The sequence below is a fragment of the Phormidesmis priestleyi BC1401 genome (assembly GCF_001650195.1).
In the GTDB taxonomy this organism is placed as follows: Bacteria; Cyanobacteriota; Cyanobacteriia; order Leptolyngbyales; family Leptolyngbyaceae; genus Phormidesmis_A; species Phormidesmis_A priestleyi_B.
The window spans coordinates 17183-29772 of sequence record NZ_LXYR01000034.1 but is presented as its reverse complement, the minus strand read 5'-3'; the positions used below and the strand labels follow the sequence as shown (position 1 = coordinate 29772).

General features: G+C 48.0%; 8 protein-coding genes. All 8 read left to right on the top strand.

Annotation, left to right across the window (positions count from 1 at the left end; all coding sequences use genetic code 11):
- Positions 1-42: 42 nt before the first annotated feature.
- The 8 genes from A8707_RS17085 to pglZ all read left to right on the top strand — a co-directional run bounded on the left by A8707_RS17085 (position 43) and on the right by pglZ (position 12589).
- Complete coding sequence (locus A8707_RS17085) at positions 43-723, top strand: Uma2 family endonuclease (protein WP_068818433.1); 681 nt, start codon at positions 43-45, stop codon at positions 721-723.
- Positions 724-725: 2 nt separating this feature from the next.
- Positions 726-1082, top strand: a complete 357-nt coding sequence (locus tag A8707_RS17080) for a XisI protein (protein WP_068818412.1) — start codon at positions 726-728, stop codon at positions 1080-1082.
- A gap of 18 nt (positions 1083-1100) precedes the next feature.
- Entirely contained in the window at positions 1101-4703 is a 3603-nt protein-coding gene (gene pglX / locus A8707_RS17075; RefSeq protein WP_068818411.1) for a BREX-2 system adenine-specific DNA-methyltransferase PglX, read from the top strand.
- A 32-nt stretch (positions 4704-4735) separates the two neighbouring features.
- Entirely contained in the window at positions 4736-5035 is a 300-nt protein-coding gene (locus A8707_RS17070; RefSeq protein WP_068818410.1) for a nucleotidyltransferase family protein, read from the top strand.
- Positions 5032-5385 (top strand): HepT-like ribonuclease domain-containing protein, encoded by a 354-nt coding sequence (locus A8707_RS17065; protein WP_068818409.1) that lies wholly within the window; start codon positions 5032-5034, stop codon positions 5383-5385. The genes A8707_RS17070 and A8707_RS17065 overlap by 4 nt, the downstream gene beginning before the upstream one ends.
- Positions 5386-5463: 78 nt before the next feature.
- Entirely contained in the window at positions 5464-6075 is a 612-nt protein-coding gene (locus A8707_RS17060; RefSeq protein ID WP_068818408.1) for a Uma2 family endonuclease, read from the top strand.
- 53 nt (positions 6076-6128) lie between these two features.
- Positions 6129-9902: a DUF6079 family protein gene (locus tag A8707_RS17055; RefSeq protein ID WP_068818407.1), complete on the top strand. Its 3774-nt coding sequence runs from the start codon at positions 6129-6131 to the stop codon at positions 9900-9902.
- On the top strand, positions 9899-12589 hold the full coding sequence (gene pglZ / locus A8707_RS17050) for a BREX-2 system phosphatase PglZ (RefSeq protein ID WP_068818406.1): 2691 nt from the start codon (positions 9899-9901) through the stop codon (positions 12587-12589). Before A8707_RS17055 ends, pglZ begins: the two co-directional genes overlap by 4 nt.
- The last annotated feature ends 1 nt before the right edge of the window (position 12590 follow it).

The following is a 12590-nucleotide window of genomic DNA, read 5'->3' as shown; positions in this document are numbered from 1 at the left end:
CGCGTACAATGTTCAGTGAAGGCGATTGAGGTCGAATTTGCGATGAGTGTGGCAATTGCAACTCCGATTAGTCAAATTGAACTCACTCCTGGTAGCGCCATTCGGATTAGTGGTGTGACATGGGAGGGGTATGTTGCGCTATTGAAGGAGCTAGGAGACGATCGCTCGACCCGCGTTGCTTATGAGAACGGAGTATTAGAAATTAGGATGCCTGGTCAATCGCATGAATCCGCGAATCGAGTATTGGCAGCGATCTCGTTGACTCTAGCAGAAGAGTTTGGCTTTGAGTTTAACGATTTGGGTTCAATGACGATGAATCGTGCTGACTTGAGTAAAGGTATCGAGCCAGATAGCTGTTTTTATATTCAAAATGCTCAGGCAGGACAAGGGTTAGGTGAGCCGATCTCTAATGACTTGCCTCCTGATTTAGCGCTGGAAGTGGATATTGCCAATCGTTCTGATAGTAAATTGAGTATCTATCAGGCAATGGGCGTGCCGGAGGTATGGCTCTATCAACGTGGTTCCTTCGGAGTTGCGTCTGGCGCTAATCGCCTCAAGATTAAGCATTTAGAGAACGGGGCGTATGTGGATGCGCTGGCGAGTCGGGCGTTTCCGATGGTGAATGCTGAGCAGTTAAACCAATGGCTGGAGGTGCGGCGAACTGGGACAGATTTAACGGTAGTTCGGGCAGTTAGACAGTTTTGTCGAACTGTACAGGGGTAGGTATGGCTGTAGAACAATACCGGCAGTATATTCGACATCTTTTATCAGAGCGGCGCGATCGGGCTTCGATGCAGCGAAATGCTCAAGAGTATGAGGTGCAGACGATTTTTGATGCGGAACACGATCACTATCAACTGCTCTATGTCGGTTGGCGTGGAAATAAGCGTGATTTTGGCTGCATTTTGCACCTTGATATTAAAGACGGAAAGATCTGGGTTCAGCATGATGGGACAGAAGAAGGAATTGCCAATCGGCTAGTCGAAATGGGGGTGCCCAAACAAGACATCATTTTGGCGTTCCATGAGCCTTATGTGCGTCAGTTTACTGACTTTGGCACGAGTGAAGCAATTGCAGGTTAATTTTTAGAAGTAGGAATTATGATCGATCGCGCCAAACTCCTCAGTGATTTACAGAAGTTACTTCGCACACTGGAAACAGATCTGTTAGAGCGCAGTGACTCCTTTGATGTGCCAGAAGTTGGGGAAATGCTGCGATCAGACTACGATCGCGCAAAGCAGGCTGAACGAACGGCGCAGAGTTTTGAGGAGTGGCGATCGGATGCGATTACTCAGATGGCTTCGGCTTGGGTGCTGAGTGGCGTGTTTGTCCGGTTTCTTGAAGATAATCAACTGATTGATCCGCCGATGATTTCGGGAGCGGGGGAGCGACTACAGCGATCGCGCGATGAGCATGAGGTTTATTTTCGTCAACATCCGCAGGAAACCGATCGTGAGTATTGGCTGATGGTGTTCGATCGATTGGCGAAATTGCCGGGAACGCGGGAGATTTTTGGCACGAATAACCGCATTCGAGAGTTGCCAAATTGGTTGAGCGGGGATGCGGCAGGGGAGTTGCTCAGGTTTTTTCAGAGGGTGGAGCCATCGACGGGTTTGTTGGTGCATGACTTTGGCGATGAGCATTGGGATACGCGGTTTTTGGGAGATTTGTATCAGGATTTGTCGGAGGCGGCACGGAAGAAGTATGCGCTGTTGCAAACGCCGGAGTTTGTGGAGTCGTTTATTCTCGATCGCACGTTAGATCCGGCGATCGCTGAGTTTGGTTTGAGCGATTTTCGGATGATTGATCCGGCTTGTGGCAGTGGGCATTTTTTGCTGGGTGCGTTTGCTCGGTTGCTCGATCGCTGGTTAAAGAAGGAGCCGGGGACGAATGTGCGGGTGTTAGCGCAGCGATCGCTCGATAGCATTCACGGGGTTGATATTAATCCGTATGCGGTGGCGATCGCTCGGTTTCGGTTGTTGTTAGCGGCGATGAGATCGAGTGGAATTGAGCGGTTGCGGGATGCGCCTGCGTTTAAGATTCAGGTGGTGTGTGGAGATTCGCTGCTGCATGGGGAAGGGACGCAGTTAGCTTTTGAGGGTGTGTCACCCAAGGATCATCACTACAAGAGTGAAGATGTTGCAGAACTGAATCGAACTTTGATTCCAGGACACTATCACGCGGTTGTGGCAAATCCGCCTTACATCACGCCAAAAGATCGAGCGTTGAATGTGGCATATCGGAACCTATATAAAGAAACTTGCTATCGGCAGTATTCGTTAGCAGTGCCGTTTATGCAGCGAATTTATTCACTTGCTGTTGTGGGTGGTTTCACTGGGCAGATTACTGCAAACAATTTTATGAAACGGGAGTTCGGGAAAAAATTAATTGAAAACTTTATCCCAAATATCGATCTGACTCACGTTATTGATACGAGTGGCGCTTATATTCCAGGACATGGAACACCAACAGTAATTTTATTTGGGCGAAATCGTAAACCAATTTCAAGTAAAATCCGTACTGTAATGGGAATTCGAGGAGAACCAAGTTCACCAAATGACCCATCCCAGGGATTAGTTTGGTTGGCTATCGTAAATTACATTGATCAATCTGGGACACGGAATGAATTCATTAGCGTTACAGATTCAATGCGGGAGAGTTTCTGTAAGCATCCCTGGTCAATTGGTGGCGGTGGCGCATCAGAACTCAAAGAATTTTTAGATCAATCATCAACAAGCTTACTTAATGATGTCGTTGATGAAATTGGTGTTGCAAGCTGGGCTGGACTAGACGAAGTTTTTGTGAGTGATCGTGCTACTGCCTGTCGAAAAAATTGGGAAAAGAGTTTAATCAGAAACTTTGTTCCTGGAGATGTTATCCGTAATTGGGCTATCTCACCCGATGAAATTATTGCGATTCCGTACACAAGTAACGGACATTTGTTTCAGGTTGACGGTATCACAAATTGCATAAAAGCTTGGTGGAGAAACCGATCTCACCTCCAATCTCGCGTTCTCATTGGCGGTAAGACTATTGAAGAAGAGAACTTATCCTACTACACTTGGGTTCGCTATATTCATCAACGATACAGAGCAAAATTTCGGATTGCTCAAGCGTTTGTTGCTACCCATAATCATTTTGCCCTTGATCAAGGTACTAACGCTTTCAATCGTCATGCTCCCATCGTTATGCTTCCTAGTGATGCAACTGAAGGTGATTATTTAGTTCTACTTGGACTATTGAATAGTTCACTTGCTTGCTTTTGGATGAAACAGATTTTTCATAATAAAGGTGATTCAACTGACCAAAAAGGGGCACGGACAACGGGAGAGGTTGAGTTCAATACATATGAGTATGCCAGCACCGGATTAAAACTATTTCCCCTGCCAGAATTACGTCCGGTTGAATTGTCGAGGAAGCTTGATCAACTAGCCACAAAGTTAAGTGATCTATTACCTGCAAAAAATCTGAATGCCGATCGCTCAGTTTGGCAACATACGATCGACCAAATGATCGCTCTTCAAGAAGAACTTGATTGGCAGTGCTATCAACTCTATAGTCTCCTTACCGAAGATCTCACTTGTTCCGATCCGCCTACGATCGCTCTCGGTCAACGCGCCTTCGAGATCGTCATGGCTCGCAAAATGGCAGCAGGCGAACTGCAAACCACCTGGTTCGATCGCCACCACTCCACACCCATTACCAAATTCCCGATCGAATGGTCAGACGATTACAAACAACTCGTACAGCGACGTATTGAAATTATTGAGCGCGATCGTAACATTGCCCTCATCGAACAACCCGAATACAAACGTCGTTGGAACACCGAACCCTGGGACTCTCAGCTAGAACGCGCTTTAAGAGGATGGTTGTTCGATCGCCTCGAAACCTACTTCGACTTCGACGGACGCATGAACGACGACGGCAAACCCACCGCCAAAATTGAGATATCTCTGGTGTCGATCGCCCAACTCGCAGACCTCGCCCGACAAGACCCCGAATTCCTGCAAGTCGGCGAACTCTACCGCAACGACTCCACCTTCAACGTCCAAAAACTTGTCACCGAACTCGTCGAAGCCGAAAGCGTCCCCCTCTTGCCCATCCTTCGCTACAAGCCCACCGGACTTCGCAAACGATCCGAATGGGAACATACCTGGAACCTGCAACGATTAGAAGACAAAATTAGCGATCGTACCAAACTCGACAAAGACCATCCCGACTACCTGCCCCAAGCCATCCTAAAACAAGTCACCCAGCACGAAATTGGCACCATCCCCGTCCCACCCAAATACACCAACACCGACTTTCAAAAACCCCACTACTGGAAACTGCGCGGCAAACTCGATGTCCCCAAAGAACGCTGGGTCAGCTTCCCCCACTGCAACGCCGAAGACGGAACCATGACGATCGCCTGGGCAGGTTACAACCACCTCCAACTCGCCCAAGCCATCAGCGCCTACTTTGTCGAAGTCCAAGAATGCCTCGGCGGACGCGAAGATCCCCGCTTGCCTCCCCTACTTGCCAACCTCCTCCAACTCCTCCCCTGGCTCAAACAATGGCACAACGACCTCGATCCCGTTTACGACCTATCAATGGGCGACTACTTTGAATCCTTCATTCAAGACGAAGCCCGCCAAATCGACAAAACCCTAGACGAAGTACGATCGTGGCAACCTCCCACCCGAACCAATCGCCGTCGATGACTTAGTACCGACAGTTAAGAGGAGAGAAACCGATGAAATCTTTAGCAGAAATCAAGCAACAACTAGAACGCGCTAAACCGCTCATTCAGCAGAAGTATCATGTAACCCAGCTTGGTGTTTTTGGCTCCTATGTGCGTGGAGAACAAACCCAAGAAAGCGATATTGATGTGCTAGTAGAATTTGAGCCAGGATTTCGGTTTGGCTTACTCACATTTTGTGAATTAGAAAATCATTTGAGCGATCTGTTAGAGCTGAAAGTCGATTTAGTCATGAAGAAAGGCTTAAAACCCTACATTGGTGAACAAATTTTACGAGAGGTCGTTTACCTGTGACTCAGCGCGATATTAGAGATTCTCTTCAAGATATTTTGGAGACGATCGACCTTGCCGAAAATTTTTTAGGTGGCTTGACCTTTACCGAATTCCAAAACGATCAAAAGACAGTGTTTGCAATTATTCGGGCAATTGAAGTAATCGGAGAAGCAGCTAAAAACATCCCGCAACCCTTGCGCGACCAGTACCCCGAAATTCCTTGGAGAGGCTTTACAGGAATGCGAGATAAACTAATTCATGGATATTTTGGTGTAGATCTTGAGGTCGTGTGGGACACCGTTCAACAAGATTTATCCACCCTCCGACCCGTCATTGTTCAAATTCTCAACGATATTGCAAATCATCAATAGCTCCTCTGTTCTTTGAGTTCATTCTCAAATCACGTCTTGGTTTTGTCTATCTATCTGAACGATTCGGCGGTAAGAAATATGGCAACTGTCCTTGATTTATCACCCATTATTCAACTTACTCATGAGCAGTTCTACCAACTGTGTATGGCAAACCGCGATGTCGCAATGGAGCGATCGCCCAAAGGAGAGTTAATCATCATGACCCCGATCGGAGGTGAAAGCGGCATCCAGGAAGCCAGCTTAATCAGTAAAGTTGTGGGCTGGAATGAGCAGACCGAGCTTGGAGTTGTCTTTAGCTCTTCCACCGTCTTCAAATTACCGGGTGGCGGCGGTCACGCAGTGTGCGATAGCAGCCGCTCTCCCGATGTGGCTTGGGTAAAGCGCGATCGTTGGGAATCGTTGACCCAAACAGAACGAGAAAAATTTCCGCCCCTCTGCCCCGACTTTGTGATCGAACTGCGTTCACGCACCGGTTCCTGGGGAGTTGCGCAAAGCGCTAAACGACTCATCCCACTGCAAGAGAAAATGCAGGAATATCTGCAAAGCGGCCTACGTCTCGGATGGCTAATTAACCCTCAAGATCTTCAAGTCAAAATCTACCGACTCAATCGACCCGTCGAGACGCTGCCCTATCCAGCTACCCTCTCTGGTGAAGACGTTTTACCTGGCTTCAACCTTCTAATTTCCTAGCCTACAGCAACTCAGGTTATAACATAAGGTAACTTAATCGCCTTGGCTCCTCCATGACGCTGATCAAAGATCTGATTCATATCCCCGAACGAGTCCAGAAGGGCGATTTTGTCCTGCGACTCACCGAAGGCGTAATTCGTGCAACCGAAACCCTCCGCGACTACGTCGTCACCCCAGAACTCGAAGAATGCTTTGATACTGCCCTGATTTTTATCCGCAGTTCCCTACAAGCCAACAGCAGCAAAGCCACCTACCTACACGGCAGCTTTGGTAGCGGTAAAAGTCACTTCATGGCAGTCTTGCACCTCATCCTGCAAGGCAACTTAGAAGCCCGTAAACTCAAAAAACTTGCCCCTGTCATCACCAAACACAACGAATGGATTGAGGGTAAACGCTTTCTATTGGTGCCTTATCACATGATCGGTGCCCACGATATGGAATCAGGGATTCTGGGCGGTTATGCCGACTTTATACGCCGAACTCATCCCAATGCCTCAATTCCTGGTGTCTATTTAGGAGAAGGACTTTTTCGCGATGCCCAAGTAATTCGTGTTGGTATGGGAGATGAAGCCTTCTTTACCAAACTCAACCAGGCTGAAGAGCAAAGCGAGGGCGGCTGGGGAGAATTAGAAAATGGTTGGGATGCGGAGCGGTTTGAGGCTGCTGTGCTCACTCCTCCAATGCCCTCTGACCAGAATGAGAGAAAGCAGCTAACCCACGATGAAACTGTGAAACTTCAGGAGCGGCAACGCTTAATTGGAGCGTTAGTAAAAAGTTTTTTTGCATCGTATCAAAATATCTCAGATGGCAATCAAGAAAAATACGTTTCTCTCGATCAGGGCTTATCGGTTCTCAGTCAACACGCTAAAAGCCTCGGCTACGATGCCGTCATTCTGTTTCTGGATGAATTGATTCTTTGGCTGGCTAGCCGTGCCACCGATTTGAAGTTTGTTCACCAAGAAGGGCAGAAACTTGCAAAATTAGTCGAAGCCCAAACGCCCGATCGACCCGTGCCGATCATCAGCTTTGTCGCCCGTCAGCGCGACCTGAGCGAACTGATTGGTGACGCAGTTCCCGGTGCAGAACGGCTCAACTTTAGCGATGCCCTCAAACATTGGGAAGGACGATTCGATCGCATTAACTTAGAAGATCGTAACCTGCCCGCGATCGCCCACGAACGCATTCTCAAATGTAAAACCCCTGCCGCTCGATTAGAACTCAATACCGCTTTCGAGCAAACAAAAATACGCGACACGGTCATGACGACGCTCCTGACCAGCGAAGGCGATCGGGAGATGTTCCGCAAGGTTTACCCGTTTAGTCCTGCCTTAGTACAAACGCTGATTGCCGTCTCCAGTGTGCTTCAACGGGAGCGCACCGCCCTCAAAGTCATGATGCAACTTCTAGTCGATCAGCAAGAAACTCTGGCGCTAGGCGATATCGTTCCGGTCGGGGATTTATTTGATGTCATTGCTCATGGCGATGAAGCCTTTAGTCCAGAGATGGCAATCCATTTCAATAATGCAAAACGCCTCTATCACCAGAAATTGCTGCCTTTACTTGAAAAGCAACAGGGCATCCGCCGAGAAGAATTAGAAACATTATCTCCCCAAGACCCGCGATTGACCGCATTCCGCAATCACGATCGTCTGATTAAAACTTTACTGCTCTCTGCTTTAGTGCCAGAAGTCGAATCCCTGCGGGCATTAAACGCCGAACGTCTAGCAGCGCTCAATCATGGCACGATCAAAACTCCGATCGCGGGTCGAGAAGGCTCTATGGTCTTAACCCTTTGCAAAACTTGGGCCGCGAGCGTTGGCGAAATCCGCATCAGCGAAGAACAAAATCCTTCCATCTCGATTCAACTCTCTGGCGTTGATACAGAACGGATTTTCAAACAAGCCGAAGGAGAAGTTGATAACCGAGGCAACCGCATCCGCTTGCTGCGGCAAATGGTCTTTCAACAACTCAAGGTTGAAGGCGAGGACGAGTTCGAGCAATACCGTAATTTTGACTGGCGAGGCACCAAGCGATCATGCGTTGTTCTGTTCAAAAACATCCGAGAACTGCCGGATGCCTCGTTAGAGAATGACAGTGAGCGATGGAAACTAATTATTGATTTTCCCTTTGAAGAGGGTCATAGTCCCCGTGACGATTTGAGCCGCCTTGATTTGTTTAAAGCATCCTTTCCCGATGGTGCAAAAACGCTTTGCTGGGTGCCTGCCTTTTTCAGTGCTGAAGCCCAAAAAGATCTCGGCTCACTGGTGACTCTAGAACACATTCTGACGGGCGATCGCTTTTCCCAGTACGCAAATCACCTCTCCCCTCAAGACCGACAAGCTGCAAAATCCTTGTTAGAGAACCAGTGCAGTATGCTGCGGCAGCAAGTCCAAAACCATCTGGATGCTGCCTACGGATTAGAAGCCCTCTCACCCAATTCTCTAGACACGACCCATCCTCTAGAACTGAATGAACGGTTTGTCTCGCTTTATCCTGGCTTTGATTTACAGCCCCCCGTTGCCGCTCGCCTAGAAGGAGCAATGCTCAATCTTCTAGAGCAAGCCCTCATATTTGATTTTCCCGCCGCTCCAATTTTTCCAATTGATGAAGGCAAAACTATCAAGCTGAATGACTTAGAGAAGGTCTATCAAATCCTTAATGCAGCAGCCCTAGCTTCCGATCATCGCGTTCCCGTTGAGAAACCCAGCCGATTGTTACTGCGGCAAATTGCAAATCCATTGCGACTTGCGGAAATGGGACACGATGCCACTCACCTGGTTCTCGATCAGCATTGGAAAACGAACTTTATCCGCAAGTCCGAAGGCGGCCCTATCACTGTCAGTCAGTTACGGGAATGGATCGATCAACCCAAAGCGATGGGCTTACCCAAAGAAGTGCAAAATCTGATCATCCTGACGTTTGCTGCACAGACCAACCGCACCTTCTTTCGGCACAATACCCCTGTTGAACCGACGCTGAAGGAGATCTGGAGTGAATGCGAACTGCGAGAGCAGAAATTGCCAGATGAGTTACAGTGGCAAACGGCAGTTGAGCGAGCAGACAGCATTTTTGGAGTTCAGATTTCTCCTTTGCGGAAAGCCAATAATGTCGCAGATATCGAGTCTAAAGTGACGCAGCGATCGCTCTCCTGTCGCAATGCTATTCACACTTATGCTGAAACTCTCAGCACCGCGCTGGATCGGTTTGAATTAAACACTGAGAGCGACCGCCTCAAAACGGCAACTGCAACCCTTGTGCTAGTCGAGCAGATTGGTTCCAATCAAGCGAACAGCGTTGTGAAAGTTTTAGCTGAGGCAACGATCGCGACAACCGAAGCTGCAATGAAAGAATGCCTCAGTAAAGCATCCATGCTGACTACTATTTTAGAACAGACAGACTGGGGAGTTTTTGAGTTTATTGCGACGTTGGCTGACGATCGCAAACAGTCAGCAGACAAAATCTGCAAAACGGTTAGACAAGCCTTGTGCAGCGATGAATATGTCATCTCCTTGAGTTCAACCCTGAGAACTGCCCAGACAAAAGCACGGGAACTAACCGTAAAACCTATTCCAACTCCATCTGTTTCCATTCCCATAGAAAAAAACTCTATGGGTGAAGGCAGATCAACACCTGAACCTGTCCAAACCTTAACGCCAAGTCTCATTCAAAAGCGTGGTAAACAAGTCATAAGTCAAGGTACAAAGGAAAACCTGGAAATCAATAGCGCTCAGGGTCTGCTGTCAGAACTGACGCAAAACTTAAAAGCAGACCAAACGCTTCGTTTGAGCATCAGTTGGGTTGTTGAGGAAAGTAGTACTGAGTCGTGACAGCACCTACCTTTAGCCAAATCAAAGCTCAAATAGCTGCCATCCGGCAGAAAACTCCTGACGCTCAAATCATTGGAATTCGCGCTCAAGGACGTTGGACAGGCGATCGCCTTAAACACGATGGCTCAGAAACCTACCGAATTGAGCAGTGCGACTCGCCTCTAGCCATGCGGCTTGCGCTTCGTGAAACTCACAGCGATCCAACCATTACAGTGCTTCTGACAAGTCTTGATGAAGCTGATTTGGGCGATGATGTTCTGCTGCGATTAGCGAGACGAAAACTGCATCTGATTGACAGTTGGCAAATTATCAAAACGTTGTTTCGGGCAAATTCAATCGATCCGCGGCTCATGCAAGCTCCTTGGATTGCCGACTACTTGATGGATTGGGTTCCCTCCGGTGGTTATCCGTCAGTTAGTGGAGGATTTCTTGATGCCGAAACCGTTTGGTTCATTCTCACAAACCAGGGAATTGGGTTGACGGATCACCGCCCCGATCTCCTGGCAATTCTTAACTGGTCAACTGATGCAGACAATGTAGCAAAATTGAAAGCAGCACCCGATGTATTTCGCAAGTCTGCGGTTGATTGGTTGACATCCACAGCGGGTTCAGCAACTAGAACTGTCCTTCATTGTGTTTTGAGTAGTGAGCGCCCAGATGCGCTACCCGTTGGATTAGCGCTTGAGGTGCTTTTACATCCCGATGTGAATGGGAGACTGGACAAAGCGATCGGCAAACTTGAGGAACGTTATCTCGGTGGCACGGTAATTGATTCCCATTCAGTATTTCGGTGGGGACAGGTTGCAACAGCCTGTTTGCAGCAATTTAATTCTGACCAAAAGCATCAGCTCCTACAGCGTACAGATAAAATCTTGCTGGAAATAGGTGCAGAATCGTTTGCTTATTTGAGCGATACCTCTCCTACAGGCTTTGAACAACGGCTAGCTACCTTAGGAAAATGTCTGGGAGACACTCTGAAGACAAAAAAAACAGATTTCATCCAGCCAATTCACATGGCTCATGAATCTGTTCTCAATCATGACCGAGCCAAAGCTCCCTCAGAATGTCGCCGACTAAACCGTATTGCTATGGCAATTCGCTTGATGGAGTGGATGGCTAGTCAAAAAATGCCAAAGCCCACTGAATCTTTGGCCGAAGCCATGATGAATTATCAAACTGAAGGGGGATTTGTCGATTGGGCAAGGCTTTCACTGCGATGGAGTGAGTCAATTCGAGAGTTATCTGAAGCCTATGCCATCCTCTTTAACCAAGTTACTGCGCTCCGGGAACAGCAAGCTTTTCAGTTTGCTACCTTACTACAAAACTGGGTAGAAGTGGGTTCTACTGGAAAAGCCGTGCTTCCTGTGGAACACATTTTAGAAGCGATCGTTGCGCCTCTGGCATCCCACGCACCAGTGCTTGTCATTGTTATGGACGGGATGAGTATGGCAGCTTGTCGCGAACTGGTAGCAGACATCACAGCCGAACGACGTTGGGTTTCCCTGTGTCAGAACGAACAAACATCAGCCGTTACCGCAGGTCTAGCAGCTATCCCCTCTACTACAGAAGTCTCTCGTACCAGCTTGCTCTGTGGGCACTTAAGACAGGGTAAGTCGCCTGACGAGAAAAAAGGATTTGCAGCACTACCATCCCTTCTGGCACACTGTCGCCACGGTTCTCCACCTATTTTGTTTCATAAGGATGCGCTCCGTGAGCAAGATGGAGTGTTAGCAGATGTGGTGAGAAACGCAGTCAAGGTTCCTCAAAACCGGATTGTTGGAGTTGTGATCAACGCGATCGATGATTATCTAGCGAAGGGTGATCAACTTGATGTTCAATGGTCACAAGACGAAATTAAGGTACTATCGATCCTGCTTTACGAAGCCAAAGCCTCTAATCGCCTCGTCATTCTACTCAGCGATCATGGGCATGTTTTTGATCATCAAATGGACGATGACAAGATGGTCAAGAAATCTTCTGAGGGTGGCGAAAGATGGCGGTTAGATGATGGTCACCCTAAAGAGGGGGAACTGCGGATTAAAGGTTCACGAGTGGCACTGCCTAACTTAGACTCTCTCATTGCCCCCTGGACTGAGCGACTTCGGTATCGGTCTAAAAACAATGGATATCATGGTGGGATTTCGCCTCAAGAAATGATTGTCCCGATTGCTGTTCTTTGCTCGTCCACTACCTATCCTGCCGGATGGATTGAGGCACCCGTTGATACGCCGCTCTGGTGGGAGGAACAGATCGCATTCATAGAAAATGTTTCCCCATTGATGGTGTCGCCTCAACCGATTATCCAAGCTGATTTTGGACCCTTATTCTCAGTAAAAGTAGAGTTCGAGGTGCCACACTCTACTCAGCAACCCTCGCAGTGGATCATTGATTTACTAGCTTCGCCCATCTACAAATCACGCAAGAAAGTAGCAGGACGAACGCTTCCAGGAGACGATGTACTAGCTAGAGCACTCTTAGCAATGGATGACTCCGGCGGCAAGATTACCTTGAATGCACTGTCACGAATCATTGGTTATCCGATTGCGCGCGTTCGCAGCCTTTTAATCATCATGCAACGGATTCTCAATATTGATGGCTATGTAGTGGTAGCGCTTGACTCAATGTTAGATATTGCCAAATTAGATCGCGACATATTACACCAACAATTCAGCTTGAAAAAGGAATAAG

Coding starts and splice junctions, on each gene's coding strand:
- A8707_RS17060 (WP_068818408.1), top strand. CDS start 5,464: ATGGCAACTGTCCTTGATTTATCACCCATTATTCAACTTACTCATGAG.
- A8707_RS17070 (WP_068818410.1), top strand. CDS start 4,736: ATGAAATCTTTAGCAGAAATCAAGCAACAACTAGAACGCGCTAAACCG.
- pglX (WP_068818411.1), top strand. CDS start 1,101: ATGATCGATCGCGCCAAACTCCTCAGTGATTTACAGAAGTTACTTCGC.
- A8707_RS17080 (WP_068818412.1), top strand. CDS start 726: ATGGCTGTAGAACAATACCGGCAGTATATTCGACATCTTTTATCAGAG.
- A8707_RS17055 (WP_068818407.1), top strand. CDS start 6,129: ATGACGCTGATCAAAGATCTGATTCATATCCCCGAACGAGTCCAGAAG.
- A8707_RS17085 (WP_068818433.1), top strand. CDS start 43: ATGAGTGTGGCAATTGCAACTCCGATTAGTCAAATTGAACTCACTCCT.